The 14,997-nt window shown below is 46.9% G+C and carries 12 protein-coding genes; 9 read left to right on the top strand and 3 right to left on the bottom strand.

Annotation, left to right across the window (positions count from 1 at the left end; all coding sequences use genetic code 11):
* Nucleotides 1-54: 54 nt before the first annotated feature.
* Nucleotides 55-240: a hypothetical protein gene (locus ABXR35_RS17325; RefSeq protein WP_367063224.1), complete on the bottom strand. Its 186-nt coding sequence runs from the start codon at nt 238-240 to the stop codon at nt 55-57.
* Nucleotides 241-550: 310 nt separating this feature from the next.
* Between ABXR35_RS17325 and ABXR35_RS17320 the strand changes: the two genes are divergently transcribed.
* Genes ABXR35_RS17320 through ABXR35_RS17310 form a run of 3 tightly spaced genes read left to right on the top strand, consistent with a single transcriptional unit; the run spans nt 551 to nt 3,588 of the window.
* Nucleotides 551-1,558 carry a FecCD family ABC transporter permease gene (locus ABXR35_RS17320; protein ID WP_367063222.1) on the top strand — a complete coding sequence of 336 codons (1,008 nt, stop codon included), beginning with the start codon at nt 551-553 and terminating at the stop codon, nt 1,556-1,558.
* Nucleotides 1,558-2,583 (top strand): FecCD family ABC transporter permease, encoded by a 1,026-nt coding sequence (locus ABXR35_RS17315; RefSeq protein WP_367063220.1) that lies wholly within the window; start codon nt 1,558-1,560, stop codon nt 2,581-2,583. The genes ABXR35_RS17320 and ABXR35_RS17315 overlap by 1 nt, the downstream gene beginning before the upstream one ends.
* Before the next feature lie 54 nt (nt 2,584-2,637).
* Entirely contained in the window at nt 2,638-3,588 is a 951-nt protein-coding gene (locus ABXR35_RS17310; protein WP_367063218.1) for an ABC transporter substrate-binding protein, read from the top strand.
* Between the two features lie 377 nt (nt 3,589-3,965).
* Here the strand turns inward: ABXR35_RS17310 and ABXR35_RS17305 are convergent, their stop codons facing one another.
* A complete protein-coding gene (locus ABXR35_RS17305) occupies nt 3,966-4,961 on the bottom strand; it encodes a metal-dependent hydrolase (RefSeq protein WP_367063216.1) in 996 nt (331 codons plus the stop codon).
* 392 nt (nt 4,962-5,353) lie between these two features.
* Here ABXR35_RS17305 and cyoE point away from each other — a divergent pair, with 392 nt between their 5' ends.
* The gene (cyoE, locus tag ABXR35_RS17300) at nt 5,354-6,262 is read left to right on the top strand and encodes a heme o synthase (protein ID WP_367063506.1); all 909 of its coding nucleotides are present in this window, start codon (nt 5,354-5,356) and stop codon (nt 6,260-6,262) included.
* A gap of 175 nt (nt 6,263-6,437) precedes the next feature.
* Here cyoE and ABXR35_RS17295 read toward each other — a convergent pair whose 3' ends face one another.
* Nucleotides 6,438-6,779 carry a toprim domain-containing protein gene (locus ABXR35_RS17295; protein WP_367063505.1) on the bottom strand — a complete coding sequence of 114 codons (342 nt, stop codon included), beginning with the start codon at nt 6,777-6,779 and terminating at the stop codon, nt 6,438-6,440.
* A gap of 227 nt (nt 6,780-7,006) precedes the next feature.
* Between ABXR35_RS17295 and ABXR35_RS17290 the strand changes: the two genes are divergently transcribed.
* The 5 genes from ABXR35_RS17290 (at nt 7,007) to ABXR35_RS17270 (ending at nt 14,855) form a co-directional block, all read left to right on the top strand.
* Nucleotides 7,007-7,456: an ATPase gene (locus tag ABXR35_RS17290; RefSeq protein WP_367063214.1), complete on the top strand. Its 450-nt coding sequence runs from the start codon at nt 7,007-7,009 to the stop codon at nt 7,454-7,456.
* Nucleotides 7,457-7,559: 103 nt separating this feature from the next.
* On the top strand, nt 7,560-8,714 hold the full coding sequence (locus tag ABXR35_RS17285) for a transglutaminase-like domain-containing protein (protein ID WP_367063212.1): 1,155 nt from the start codon (nt 7,560-7,562) through the stop codon (nt 8,712-8,714).
* Between the two features lie 279 nt (nt 8,715-8,993).
* Entirely contained in the window at nt 8,994-11,030 is a 2,037-nt protein-coding gene (locus ABXR35_RS17280; RefSeq protein ID WP_367063210.1) for a peptidoglycan D,D-transpeptidase FtsI family protein, read from the top strand.
* A 462-nt stretch (nt 11,031-11,492) separates the two neighbouring features.
* The gene (locus ABXR35_RS17275; protein WP_367063208.1) at nt 11,493-13,511 is read left to right on the top strand and encodes a peptidoglycan D,D-transpeptidase FtsI family protein; all 2,019 of its coding nucleotides are present in this window, start codon (nt 11,493-11,495) and stop codon (nt 13,509-13,511) included.
* Nucleotides 13,512-13,847: 336 nt separating this feature from the next.
* Nucleotides 13,848-14,855 (top strand): metal ABC transporter solute-binding protein, Zn/Mn family, encoded by a 1,008-nt coding sequence (locus ABXR35_RS17270; RefSeq protein WP_367063206.1) that lies wholly within the window; start codon nt 13,848-13,850, stop codon nt 14,853-14,855.
* Nucleotides 14,856-14,997 lie beyond the last annotated feature (142 nt).

Here is a 14,997-nt window from a genome sequence, read left to right as displayed (position 1 = left end):
AGCCAACACAGCTGTAATGTAATGAGGCAAGAGGTTTTGTGAAGTTCGTTTCTGTTAGGCGGGGTGATTGCCACTACGGCGTTGTTGTTTCGCTTTGATCACAAAACCCCAGCCGATATTGCCGATAGCGAGTACACCGAGCAAAATTGCAAGCCAAGCGGAATACGAAATAGCAACAGCACAGAACAACAGCAGAATAATGGAAGAAAAGGCGAACCAGGCGGAAAGAATCTTGCTCATAGCGATGACAGCCTCCTGAAAGAAATAAGATAAATAAAGGCGGGTGTGCGTCGATGTATCCCATGGAAGATCGGCGAACACCTGCTTTTTGTATTCCAACGTCACAACAGCATATCATAGGAATCTGGAAACAGAAGTCATGTAAGCGTATTACAAGGCTTCTGTTTTCTATTTTGCCGTAGTTTCAGAAGATGGTCAAGCCAAACGAATGACAGAATGGACTATATACAAATGTCGGGAATGCGTTATAATAACGATGTTATAATGATAATGATTCTCACTATTAATTGGAAGAAAGCGGCGGTATGCTTTGAGTGGATTACACAAACAACTGAAAACAGGCATCTGGTTTGCCTGTGCGGTAGCCGGGCTAGTGCTGTCCGTCTTTTTTGCCATTTCGTATGGAGCCAAAGAATTAACACTGTCGGCTGTATGGTCGGCGGTTTTTCATTATAATCCTGCGGCAACGGCAGATCAGATTATTTATAATCTGCGGTTGCCGCGCGTGATTGGAGCGATCGTGGTAGGCATGGCATTTGCGGTAGCCGGGGCGATCATGCAGGGTGTTACACGGAATCCGATGGCGGATACTGGCGTACTAGGTATTAATGCCGGTTCCTCATTGGTCGTAGCGTTGAGCTTTGCATTTCTGCCAGCCCTATCGTATTCGTCACTCATGCTGATGTCCTTTGTCGGAGCGGCATTGGCGACGGTATTGATCGTTGTGCTAGGCGCATCGACACCGGGCGGATTGAATTCCATGAAGCTAACCGTTGCCGGAGCGGTCATTGCGGCGATGCTGCATTCGCTGAGTACTGGAATCGCCATCTATTATGATCTGAGTCAGGATCTAGCGTTCTGGTATGCAGGTGGTGTCAGCGGCATTAGCTGGTCGCAGCTGAAGCTGCTTGTCCCAATCATTGTACTGACGACGATCTGGACAATCACGCTCGGGAGACCGATTACCTTTCTGGCGCTTGGAGAGGAGTCTGCGGTTAATCTAGGTGTGCGAGTACGATGGATCAAGGTCCTAGCGCTGATTGCTGTGGTGATTCTGGCAGGTGTATCCGTTTCAGCAGCGGGAGCAATCAGCTTTGTTGGATTGGTTGTGCCGCATATGGCGCGACGCTTGATCGGTGTCGATTACCGATTGGTGATTCCATTTTCCGCCTTGCTGGGAGCGATTCTGCTTGTATGGGCAGACTTTGCTTCGCGAATGGTGCAGCCACCTCGTGAATTCGCGATTGGAGCGATGGTGGCGATGGTCGGTGTTCCATTCTTCCTGTATTTGGCGCGCCGAGAAGGGAGGGGGCTGTGATGGATATACATAATGTACAGACGAAAAAAGCACGTCGGGCGTGGACTGTTAGTTTGCTGCTGCTCGTCGTGTCAGTGCTCGTTGTGCTGATCAGTCTCAATACCGGTACGATTCGTTTATCTCCGCTGCGCGTACTCTCGACTTTATTTGGAGCAGGCAGCAGGCAAGAGCAGTTGATTTTGTTTGAGTATCGGCTGCCTCGTATTCTGATTACGATGCTGGCTGGTATTGGCATTGGCATCGCTGGTGCAATCTTGCAAGGAACATCGCGCAATTCGCTTGCTGATCCGGGGATATTGGGCATTCATGCGGGAGCTGGCTTGGGCTTGATTGTGTACGTTTCTTTTTTTCGTACATTAGAAGGCTCATCATCGATCTGGATTCCGGTGTTTACCTTTATTGGCGGTACGCTGACCGCCCTAGTTATTTTTATACTTGCATATGACCGCAGACGTGGGCTGCTGCCCATTCGGCTCATTCTGGTCGGTATTGCAATAGCGGCGGGTATCAGCGCACTGACACTGCTATTATCGTTGCGGCTGGATGAAGATACGTATAGCTTTACGGCTACCTGGCTGGCGGGCAGTGTATGGGCGCGCGACTGGATTCATGTGTGGACGCTATTGCCGTGGATTGTACTGATCGTACCTTGGGTCTACTATCGTTCGTCACGACTGGATGTATTCGCACTTGGCGATGAGCTGGCATGGGGAGTAGGTGGCCATGTGAATCGTAGTCGCATCGAATTGCTGTTATTGGCAGTTGCATTGTCATGCGCTAGTGTGGCGATGGTTGGCTCAATCGGCTTTATCGGTCTAGTAGCGCCCCATATTGCCCGTCGTCTGACCGGTGCGCAGCACAAGCATTTTTTGCCCGCAGCAGGCATGATCGGTCTGGTTATTCTGTTGCTTGCTGATACGATCGGACGCTCTATTTTCCAGCCTAATGCTGTGCCTGCGGGTGTAGTAGTATCGGCGATTGGCGGACCGTACTTTTTGTATTTGCTATTCCGCAGTAAATTTTGAACACATGCAAGACCATGATAAATAAACAAGCATTCATTTGGAGGAGTAAGAGACATGTTGAAAAAGTTTAATCTATTGATCGTATTGGGACTGCTGGTTGCCCTGCTGGCAGCATGTGGTCAAAGCTCAGGCACGACTGAAGGTAGCACTTCGGGTGACACGTCGTCTAAAGTAAAAACCGAAAATGGAAACATTACACATACCGCGGACGCGCGTGTCGCTTCATTGTCCATCCACGTTACTAACGATCTGCTCGCACTGGGCATTCAACCGGTAGGTTCAGTTATTGGCGGTGATGTCAAAGACTTCTTGCCACATGTAGCGGATCGTCTGCAAGGCACAACCAAGCTGGGCAAAGCGGATGATCCTGATATGGAGGCACTGCTGGCATTGAATCCAGATGTTATCTATATCGACGAATCCATTTCTGGCAAAGATCTTGCCAAATTCGAGGAAATTGCACCCACCATCTCCATCAACATGGACGAAGGCACATGGCAGGATCATCTAAAGAAAATTGCCGGACACATGGGTCTGACTGATAAAGCCGATGCATTCATCAAAGAATACACACAAAAAGCTAACGAAGTCAGCACCCTGATCCATAGCAAACTGGGCGACAATGCCAAAGTCATGGCAATCCGCGCAACCGCTAAAGAACTGCGCGTCATGAGCACCGCTCGTCCACTTGGACCCATCATGTACACTGACCTGAAGCTGCAAGCACCCGACATGGTCAAACAAATCTCTACCGATGAACCATTTGCTGTCATCTCCAAAGAAGTACTGCCCGACTACAACGCCGATGCCATCTTTGTCATCATCAGCAAAGGCAACGAAGCCAAAGCTACCTTCGACGAACTAGAGAAAAACCCAGTCTGGCAAAACCTCAAAGCCGTTAAAGAAAAACACGTCTACATGCTCGATGGCCAAAAATGGCTAGACTATTCATCCCTAGGACACCGCATGGCACTAGACGACGCCGAAAAACTATTTTCCAATTAATACTCTCATAAAACTGTAAAAACAGTAAAAACCAAACACCAAAAAGCCCTGATCCGGTTCCCAGCACTCCAGCTGTGAAACCAATCAGGGCTTTTTTGAAAATATGAAGTCTCCAATACTTACTATCTATCAATAGACAAACAAACCAATAAACTAATAAAACAAAAATTGAACACATAAAAGAATTGAATACATAAACATTAAATTCAAAATACAAAACTTACTTCTACTACATAGCGGGTTTCATGGTTTAAATCCTACTCCGCACCACTGTGTGAAAGCTGAACATGAGGCGGCTCCATCGGAGTGCCGTTCCCTTATTCCTTCCCGCAGTGATGGATGTCACCCCGCCAAATCATTTCGGCCTTTCCTCACATCTACCCAACATGCACACTCAACCGCTCATTCATCTTATCAGGACTCAGCCAGCCTACATACGAATCAATCGCATGAAACTCTTTATCCATTACCACAACCGCTACAAACGGGTACTGGCGACGATGACGATAGCGCACATCCGCCCAGCGTACAATGTAACCGCCTGCTGTCTGCTCTACCTCAGAAATGGTATACGATGAAAAGTACAGCAGCGCTCGAATATCTCGATGCTGACGGGACGCTTCAATGGCTGGATGATCCATCGACGCTACCGCATCGATCCAGATCAATTTATCAGGGCTATACCAGCCTACTCGATAACTACCGTCTTTTTTGGCATGAACGACATGCCAACGACGCAGTGAAATGGTCGGGATTAGCACATAATGTCCATCCGGTTCTGTCGAACGTCCGTCTTCAATATCGATACGCTCCACCTTGCGGGTCAAATACCAGTGTGTCGTCGTCCGCCATACATAATAGACAGCAATGGTAGAGTACAGCGTAATAAATAGCGGTGCAGGCGGAATCAATCCTGTCACCCACAGCAGCAGCGCTACAATATGCGCACCGAAAATAAATGGGTCAAAAATATTAATAATATTCCATGAAATCCAAGTTTCGCTAAACGGGCGTACCGCCTGCGTTCCGTAGGTGTTAAACAAATCGGTAAATACATGCAGTACCACCGCAATCGCAGTCCATAATAAAATGTGCCAGAAGCCTTCATGATGCAGCAGCAGCGAAGTGCCGCCACCAATGAGCGCAATCCAGAGCGCCATAAATGGCAAGGAATGCGTAATGCCGCGATGATTGCGTACATACGTAGCATTATCTTTTAAACGTAAAATGGTATCAAAATCCGGTGCCTGCGAACCAATGATCGTTGCAACCATGACCGCAATCGCTAGACTGGGGTCGGAAGCGACAACAGGGTCCACATAAGCGAGTCCGGCAAGTCCAAACCCCATGGCAAAATGGGTGGCAGTATCCATTGAATATTCTCTCCTTAGTCATTCGGCGTCTATTCTCGTATGCAATTCCAATTTTGCAATGACGCATAGGCTTTGCTTCATTTCGCCTGTAGTTTACCATAACCAGTTAGCAAAAACGTGAAACTCAGATTAAAATCACCATCTTTCAACAAATTGTCATAATCGTCATGCCCCCTAAACAAAGGCAAAGACAATTACAGTCAGGTATGATAAAGTGGATAAGGCGATTTGTACGGGTTTATAGAGATTCACCTTTCCTCTTCCTATTCCGCATAGGCAGTGAAAAAGGTGAACCTTTTTTATGAGCAGCCCATGTTGTAATCATCGGTTGCAGACAACTCAATATGAAGGAGGAACGAGTTTCCTTGGATAAACAACCGGGCTATTCTACCATACCGGATTCCCCCCTATATAACGCTCCAGCTCCAAGCGAGCAGGGTGCAGGCTGGCGAGACTTCATCGCGCTAACCAAACCGGGCATTTTGCGCTCCAATCTGATTGCTACCTTTGGCGGCTTCTGGCTTGCCTCCGGCTGGCATATTCAGTTTGGACATTTGTTATGGACGTTACTCGGAACGATGCTGGTGATGGCATCGTCGTGTGTATTCAACAATTACTGGGATCGCGAGCTGGATACGAAAATGGCGCGCACGCGTGACCGCGTATTGGCGACGCGCCGTCTGTCGCCGACCATTGTGTTATGGTATGCGATTGGGCTTGGCATTTTGGGCTTAACTGTCCTATCCGTGTTCTCCGGGCTGCTGGCAGCGGCACTTGGCGTACTGGGTATGTTTGTCTATATCGTTATCTATACCTTGTGGCTCAAGCGAAGCTCTACTTGGAGCACATCCATTGGTGGCATATCTGGCGCGATGCCGCCGGTGATCGGATACGTAGCAGTTTCCCAGCAGATTGATATGGGTGCATGGCTGCTATTTGCGATGCTGTTTTTGTGGCAACCGCCGCATTTTTGGGCGCTAGGCATCCGTCGGGTCGAAGAATACCGCGCAGCAGGCTTTCCACTTTTACCTGTTGTCAAAGGTATTCGCCGTACGCAGTACCAGATGTTGCCGTATATCGCATTGCTTATTCCGGTGCCGATTCTGATGTACAGCTATGGCTATACCGGTTTGATCTATATGATCACTTCATTAGTATTGTCGGTAGTGTGGCTATTGATGGCAGTAGCTGGTCTTCGGAAACAGGATACGGATCGCTGGGCGAAAACGGCATTTATCTTTTCGATTAACTATCTGACGCTCAGCTTTATTCTGATGATCATTGATACAGTGCATCGCTGAGTTATATGGTTGGTAGGCAACCGTGTCGGCTTACAAACGATTCTGACTGCCGCAGTGAGTATTCGCTGCGGCAGTTTTCAGTATAGGACGACATGTGACATATGACAGGCATTTTAATTCATGACGTTACTACGTACTCTATATATGGCATCAAAAAGATACACAATATAAAACGTTAAAAAGGCGGAGCAGGGTAGATAATATATTCGTCCAATCCTGCCTTTTCTAGCTGTGCTGCCACATATTCATCCGGCGTCCCTTCCACACCGGCATATCCGCGGCGAGTATACAGATGTGTCGCGTCTGGAAAGGCATCGCTCAGCACGCCACGAATTTTGCGACCGGAGGAATCATTGTCTAGAAACAGGTATACTTCATCCTGTCCCACTTCCTTGCGCAGCTTTTCTAGCTTTTGCGAGTTCAGCGTGCCAAAGGTGCACAAAATCTGTACATCCGGTTGTAGCACGCGGCGCAGCTTACTGCGATCATTTTTACCTTCTACGATAATATGAATCAGGGGAATCACCTCTGTCTAAGATTGTAAAGGATTGCGGCAAAAGGATGCAAAATAGACATGTTTAGAGCTGCATCCACGGCATCCTACGATGGCAAGGCGACTGCTGACATCGCAGGTATACTTCGGTTATACTATAGACTAGCCAAAAAGCTGGCTGCTGAATAACATCATGGATGAAAATACATCATACAGACAACATAGAAAGACGCATACTGGAGGTTATACGCATGGATTGGCAAGTATGGAGCGAATTTTTCAGGCAGAATTGGCTCATTATTCTGGTAGCCCTGATTATATTGTTTCTTGTGATCAATCTGGTCAAAACGGTCATCAAATGGCTCATCGTGATTATTATCGTAGCAGCGGTGTGTATTTACAGCGGAATCTCGCTGGATCAGATTCGCGATACCGTTACCAATGTGACCGATCAGACAGTCGGCGCCTTGCGTGATCAGGCACTAGATGTGATGAAAAATGAAGCCAAGGATGCGCGCTTTATCCAAAATGGAGACGGCACATATACGGTGAAGTCGGACAATATTGAGTTTAGCGGCGAGCCGGGCGCAGGCAAGGTTAGCATGACTTTCCGTGGCGTACCGCTGGGCGAATGGGATGTAAATAGTACGATTCAATCCGTTATTACCCAAGCGAAGCAAAACACGGCAGCAAGCAAATGAGGTTGATTAGTACCATGATAGTTACTATGATTTCAGGTGATGGATCAATCATACAGGATGCTGGCAAGCGGTATACAGACCGCAACGTTAGAGGAGGACATACATGGAAATAAAGGATATTGCAGCGTGGTTTGACAGCAGTCTGGTTTCCTGCCTGCTGTATGTCATTGTATTGATCTCGGTGCTGCAAGGCGTCCGTAGCGGAGCAAGCCGTTCGGCAGGACGTCTATTTTCGTGGGCAGGACGTACGCTGCTAACGGTACTGGCGCTGCTGCTGGCGGCGCCGTTTGCGCTGTTCGTTTCCCCTTATGTGCAATCACGGGCGGAACAAATATCCAACTCTGTACCAGAGGGCGATTTGCAGTGGTGGTGGGAAATGTACTACTCTGCCATTTACCTGATCTCGGAATTTTCGCTGCTACGCTTCGCTGTGCTGTTCATGTTGAGCTATGTTGTAGCCAATATCACTTTTTCATTGCTGGCAGTATTGCTTATTCCAGAACGTCTGCGCCGCGGTCCGGTTCCTACGGAAGGACAGCGCGCAGGCTGGGTGAGCCGCATTCTTGGTGGGCTGGTTGGCTTGCTCAATGGGGTGCTGCGCGGCGCGATTGTGATCGTAATTCTGTTCATCGCGGTCAGCCTGTATCCCAACAACAAATGGTCATCATATGTAGAAGCATCGTCATTATACAGCGGTACGGTCAAGTCGGTGGTGCAGCCGCTGACTGGCTCCTTTGTCAAAAATACGCTACCCGTCTTCACCAGTGCTGTGGAGCAGGAATTGACTGGCATTTTCCAGCGTAAATATGATGTAGTGGATCGCAGTATTCCAGATAATATCGAGCAGGCAGCTGCCGAGATTGTCGGCAATACGACCGATACGGAAACAAAAGCCAAGCTGCTGTATGACTGGGTAGGCTCACGGGTCAGCTATGATTACGGCAAGGTGGCAGATTACGAGCAGCGCGGCGTGTGGCATGAACAGACACCGGAAGATACATTTGAAACGAAGCTGGGCGTATGTATTGATTATGCTCGTTTGTATGCCGTGATGGCACGTTCGCAGGGGATCGATGTACGCGTTGTGACTGGGCTTGGATATAACGGTCAAGGCGGATATGGTCCGCATGCGTGGAATCAGGTGTATGTGCCGGATTCCGGTCAATGGATTCCGCTTGATCCGACATGGGCATCCGCAGGCAACTGGTTCAACCCGCCGAAGTTTGCTGAAACACACGTAGAGCAGAGTGTATTGTAAGAGAAGGTAAGGTAACAAGTGGACGAAGGTGCTCTATGGCAGCGTTGTTGGGAGACTGCTGTCCTTCCGCTATTTTGCCAAAAATAGCACGGCAAGAGTGCATATGCATCGTCTAGAAACGCAAAATTTCTCAACACGGCAATTCCTGTGCTAATATAAAGTTTGTTGCATATTCGTGCAGCGTAAGCTGCTGTCGTCCATCGGTATAGAACTACGCAAAACCAAGATTCAAGCAGGCATCATGATACAGTGCTGCCAGAGAAGGGAAAAGATCGAGTAATGAAAAAATCGGGTATTGATGAGTCGTCTAAACGCGAACTCAGAAATCAGCGCCAATTCTCTATCCGTCTGAATGTGTTCTTTTTTGCCACGTTTATCGTATTTACTGTTCTCATTGTACGTCTGGCGATTTTACAGTTTGTAGAAGGTCCGAATCTGCGTGAGCAGGAAGCAAGCATCTCCACCAAAAGCACGCCAATCCCGCCAATCCGGGGTAACATTTTAGATGCTACCGGTACACAGCGAATCGCTTACTCCACTTCGTCCCAGTCACTCTACTTTACATTGTCCAAAAACTACTCGCTGGAGAAAAATAAACCTGAGTTATACGACATTGTTGCTAAGTTGAAGCAGGTATTCAACAAATATGGTGATCCTAACGAGAAAATGACTGCCCAGCAGATCATTGATGCGATGGACATCACCTACAAGAAAAACTACGGCTATACCCCACGACGGATCAAAAAAGATCTGACGAACGAAGAAATTGCTCATTTTCTGGAGCATAAAGACGAATTTCCCGGAATTGAAGTCGTAGAGGAAAGTGTACGTCACTATGATACGGATCGCGTAGCCGTACAGACTGTCGGTTATCTGCGTCAATTCAGTGGTGTCAGCACTACGATGGATCACTATATCAACAAATCGCGTATTACCGATGCGGATGAAAAATACCTGTCCACCGAGTATGTAGGGGTCGACGGTATCGAGTATGCGTATCAGGACGCCCTACGCGGCAAAAACGGTCTGAAAACAACACCGGTTAACTCGCTGAATATCGCAACTGGACGCACGGAACTGACCGCTCCGCAAAAAGGCGATAACGTCTGGCTGACGATTAACAAAAATGTACAGCTGGCAACGCAAAAAGCGATTACCGATCAATTGTCTTACCTGCATTCGTATCGTAGCGGAAGCTCCTATGCGCCAAATGCGCAAACAGGCTATGCGGTCGCGATGGATGTGGCTACAGGTAATGTTGTGGCAATGGCAAGTATGCCGGATTACGACTCTAATATCTGGGGCACTGCGCCTTCCAGTGATGAGATCAAAGCAATTACTCCGTACTATCCAAACGGAACGATTAAAGAGGTATATCGTGAGGGGCATGCTTCTTCCATGGTACTGATGGGTTCGGTTATTAAACCACTTACTGTACTGATTGGATTGAAAGAAGGCGTGATTACTCCATATACGTATTATCAAGATAGAGGGTATGCCGAGATCGGTAAGGAAGGTCATACAACCAAAATTCGAAATGCTAGCGGACACGTATATGGTTCTCTTGATCCTGCTAGAGCAATTGAGCACTCTTCTAATGCCTTTATGATCGACGAAGTCGGTATGCCATTGTATCGTAAATATCAAGCAGATTCTGTAAATGTATGGGATAAATACATGAAGGAATTCGGGCTGGGTGTTTCGACCAAAAGTGGTCTGCCTGGCGAAAGTGCAGGTTCTGGCGAGTATCTGAATATCGAAGCTGCTGGTAGTACACAGGCAGCGATGGCATTTGCATCGTTTGGTCAACAAGGGAAATATACAACGTTGCAATTGGCACAGTATGTAACGACGATTGCCAATAGAGGGAAACGTTTGAAGCCGCAATTGGTTAGCAAAATTACCGATGCGGAAGGCAATGTGGTGAAGCAGTTCAAGCCACAGGTTGTCAATACTATTAATTTCCCAGATGAATATTGGAATACAGTTATTAGAGGTATGAAGACAAAGGTAGATTCATTCAATGGATTCCCGTATGATCTTGCTCGTAAAACAGGTACATCTGAGCAATCGATTTATGGTCATACTGTCGATAACGGTGTATTTATCGCTTTTGCACCACGTGATAATCCAAAACTGGCTGTTGCTGTTGTGATTCCAGAGGGTGGATTTGGTTCGCAAAGTGCGGCGCCAGTCGCTCGTAAGATTTTTGATGCTTACGATGAGGAATACGGACTGGATGGCGTACCGAAAAAGCAATCCACAGATGCTACTGCGGATGCAGACAATCAGGATAGCACAAATACAAGTCAATAATAGTATATGAGTATCAGCCGCTATATCCTCATGGACTAGGTTAGGCAAAAGTGAAAAAGAAGCAGGCACTACGCTTGCTTCTTTTTTATTTAGGTCATACTGTAAACGTGTAGATAGTAAGGGATAGGAATAGACATAGAAAATGTACAGTTCGAGTGTTTTACATGCGATACAAAATGATTCATACATAGAAATATTTGCTATACGGCTTACAGCAGGTAGGCATCGTCCTCATGACATGGTTAATAGTAGGTAATACTAAATAAAGTCTACTGCTGCCAAGACCGCATAAGGAGTTGGTGTGTTTTCATTATGATTGCGAATGGCATTTGTTCTTGTTCACACATATGCTAAAATGAAGAAACAACTACATATTATGGAATATGATAATTGTTGAATATGAATACGTTTGCCTGTCGCTTGCGCATATACTTGATAGGACATAGGAGGTTTACCCAGTCGATGAAAAAATGGAATTCGACCGATTCGGAAGAATTTGAAGAGAGTCACCGGCGGCAGTTCTCGATCCGTTTGAATATTTTCTTTTTTGCAACGTTTCTGATCTTCAGTGTGCTTGTGGTTCGGCTGGCGATTTTGCAGTTTGTGGAAGGTCCTACATTGACGGAAGCGGAGTCTAGTATCGTCAATAATGAGACGCCGATTATGCCAAGTCGGGGCATCATTTACGATGCGTCTGGCAGTAAGATCGCTTATTCGGTATCTACGCAATCACTCTATTTTACATTGAGCAAGGACTACCGTTTGGATGAGAATAAACAGGAATTTTTGAAAATCGTCGGCGATCTGAAGCGGGTATTCAATACATATGGTGACCCGAATCATACAATGACTGCCGATCAGATTATTGAAGCGATGGATATTACGTATCGCAAAAACTACGGCTATACCCCGCGTCGAATCAAAAAAGATTTGAGCAACAAGGAAATCGCTTATTTCCTCGAGCATAAAGACGACTATCAGGGAATCGAAGTACGCGAGGAAAGTATTCGCGAATACAGCCCTGATCGGGTGGCTGTGCAGACCATCGGCTATTTGAAAGGCTTTTCCGGTGTCAAATCTAGTATGAACAAATACAAAAACCGTGCTCGTCTTAGTGGCACCGATGAACGGTATATGGATACCGAGCTAGTTGGCGTGGATGGATTGGAGTACACATTCCAAGATGAGCTGCGCGGTAAAAATGGCGTACGCAGCACACCGATCAATGCGCTCAATCGTGTGGATGGACGAGCGCAGCTGACACCACCACAGAAGGGCTACAATCTATGGATGACGATTGATAAAAATGTACAGTTGGCTACCCAGCAGGCGATCATGGATCAGATTTCATTTCTGCGTTCCTATCGCAGCGGCAATGCACATGCTGCCAATGCGCTAACAGGTTATGCGGTGGCGATGGAAGTCGATACAGGGAATGTCGTCGCGATGGCAAGCATGCCGGATTATGACCCTATGATCTGGTCGCAGTCGCCGACTGCTGAACAGTTGAAGGCGATTGAGCCCTATTATCCAAACGGAACCATTCGTGAGATTTATAACGGCAAACGCGCTTCATCGCTTGTCTTAATGGGTTCAGTTATTAAGCCTTTGACCGTTCTGATTGGGATGAAAGAGGGATTTTTCGGACCTTATGCGGGTTATTATGATCGCGGCTATGCTGAATTTGGTAGAGCAGGCTATGAAACTCGTGTAAGAAATGCACTAGGCGAGGTATTAAACTCTTTGACTCCTTCAAAAGCTATTGAGAAATCGTCTAACGCATTCATGATCGATATGATCGGTAAACCGTTATACAGCAAATACGGCAACGAATCGGTCAATGTATGGGACAAATACATGAAGGAATTTGGCCTTGGTGTAACAACCAATAGCGGACTTCCTTATGAAAATCCTGGGCGTGGTGAGTATACCAATATCGAAGCAGCAGGTAGTGCTCAGGCAGCAATGGCATATGCTGCTTTTGGACAGCAAGGACGTTATACTACCTTACAATTGGCGCAATATGTAACTACCATTGCTAACCGAGGAGAACGCTTAAAGCCTCAATTTGTCAGCAAAATCACAGATGCGAAAGGCAATACAGTCAAAACATACGGACGCGAAGTGATTAATACAATCAACTTCCCTGCCGAAGACTGGAATGTAGTTATCAACGGGATGCGTAGTAAGGTAGAAGTGTTGAAAAACTATCGTTATGACGTGGCACGGAAAACGGGTACATCCCAGCAGTCCGTATACGGCAAAATCGTCGATAACGGCGTATTCATCGCCTTCGCACCACGCGATAATCCAAAACTAGCTGTCGCCGTGGTTATTCCAGAAGGTGGCTTCGGTTCCCGTAGTGCGGCTCCGGTTGCAGTCAAAATCTTTGACGCCTATGACCAAGAGTACGGGTTGGACGGCGTACCGAAGAAAACCCAGAATCAAAACGGTGATGCAGAAACGAATAGCACGCAATAAGAAACATTCGATTCCTGCAATCTAGCTTGCTTGTCCTCTCATGGATAAGCAGGCTTTTTTGTATGCCTCAAAGTATCCGTTTTCCCAAACGATATGTTTACAATTACATTCTTGTTTTTTCTTTCCCTACGCCTTAAAATTTGCACAAAGGAAACAAATGTGGCTTATATAAAAATAAAGTCATAAAGGAAACATACGGTGTGTCATTTCCTATTGCCGCGTTGTGCAGCTCTGCACAAATAGTACAGTCTCATATCTCATATCAGTCAGCTACCGACGAATCAGCATACCCATTCTAGCATCTATCAAAAGTGAATCACGAAAGGGGAATCGTTTATGTATCAAAGCCTATCTGTATTCAAGCAGTTACTAAAGCAACTCTTACATCAACGTAATCAACCTGTGCGTACACAGCATTACCGTTGGATTCATTTCATTTGGCTAGCTGCTCTCATTGTCATCACTGCCGGATGCAGCAATGGACAGGCAGAAGGGAAGCGACAGGATGGCATTCTGCATATTACTGCTACCACTGGCATGATCGCCGATGCTGCGCGACAAATAGGCGGCGAGCATGTAGAGGTTGTTGGTCTCATGGGACCGGGTGTCGATCCGCATATGTACAAAGCCTCCCAAGGCGATATTCGCAAGCTGGATGATGCCGATCTGGTGCTGTACAACGGCTTACATTTGGAAGGAAGTATGACTGACATTTTGGAAAAGATGAGCGATACACGGCAAGTTGTTGCGATCACGGACCAGATTGCATCAGAACGACTCCGGCAAAGTGAGGAAAATGCAAACGAGCATGATCCGCATATCTGGTTTGATGTTAGCCTGTGGATGAGCGCGGTTGAACGTGCTCGTGATGCGATAGTAGCAGCCGATCCTGCTCATGCTGATGATTATCACAGCAATGCGGATGCGTATCTATCAGAGCTGAAACAACTGCACACTGATATTCAGCAGCAAATAGCTACGATTCCACAGCAAAGCCGAGTGCTTGTGACTGCTCATGATGCGTTTGGATATTATGGTGATGCTTACGGCATGGAGGTACGCGGCTTGCAAGGCATTAGCACCGCTTCCGAATACGGCTCCAAAGATGTAGTCGAGCTGCGAAATATGCTAGTGGAACGCGGTATCAAAGCTGTTTTTGTGGAAAGCAGTATCCCAGCACGCTCGATGGAAGCGATCATCGCCGGAGCTGCCGAGCAGGGGCATCAGGTGAGCATGGGCGGTGAGCTATATTCCGATGCGTTGGGCGCTGCTGACAGCGAAGCAGGCACATATGCAGGTATGGTCAAACACAATACGGAAACCATCGTCGATGCGTTGAAATAACATCCGATATTCTACTGAGTATCGCGTACTACATGAATAGATACAGTAATCATCATAGGTATCACGATAGGTATAACTTGTAGCGCTATCGCATGAATGTACAGCTATAACAATGATGAAATGATCTCTGCACCACATACAA

This window comes from Paenibacillus sp. JQZ6Y-1 (assembly GCF_040719145.1).
GTDB classification, from domain to species: Bacteria; Bacillota; Bacilli; order Paenibacillales; family Paenibacillaceae; genus Saccharibacillus; species Saccharibacillus kandeliae.
The sequence above is the reverse complement of the archived record's forward strand: the minus strand, read 5'-3'. Positions and strand labels throughout refer to the sequence as shown.

Bases quoted from the DNA above. Each gene is read 5' to 3' on its own strand.
- ABXR35_RS17325 (WP_367063224.1), bottom strand. From the start codon at position 240: ATGAGCAAGATTCTTTCCGCCTGGTTCGCCTTTTCTTCCATTATTCTG.
- ABXR35_RS17285 (WP_367063212.1), top strand. From the start codon at position 7,560: ATGGAAATAAAGGATATTGCAGCGTGGTTTGACAGCAGTCTGGTTTCC.
- ABXR35_RS17305 (WP_367063216.1), bottom strand. From the start codon at position 4,961: ATGGATACTGCCACCCATTTTGCCATGGGGTTTGGACTTGCCGGACTC.
- ABXR35_RS17315 (WP_367063220.1), top strand. From the start codon at position 1,558: ATGGATATACATAATGTACAGACGAAAAAAGCACGTCGGGCGTGGACT.
- ABXR35_RS17280 (WP_367063210.1), top strand. From the start codon at position 8,994: ATGAAAAAATCGGGTATTGATGAGTCGTCTAAACGCGAACTCAGAAAT.
- ABXR35_RS17290 (WP_367063214.1), top strand. From the start codon at position 7,007: ATGGATTGGCAAGTATGGAGCGAATTTTTCAGGCAGAATTGGCTCATT.
- ABXR35_RS17275 (WP_367063208.1), top strand. From the start codon at position 11,493: ATGAAAAAATGGAATTCGACCGATTCGGAAGAATTTGAAGAGAGTCAC.
- ABXR35_RS17310 (WP_367063218.1), top strand. From the start codon at position 2,638: ATGTTGAAAAAGTTTAATCTATTGATCGTATTGGGACTGCTGGTTGCC.
- ABXR35_RS17270 (WP_367063206.1), top strand. From the start codon at position 13,848: ATGTATCAAAGCCTATCTGTATTCAAGCAGTTACTAAAGCAACTCTTA.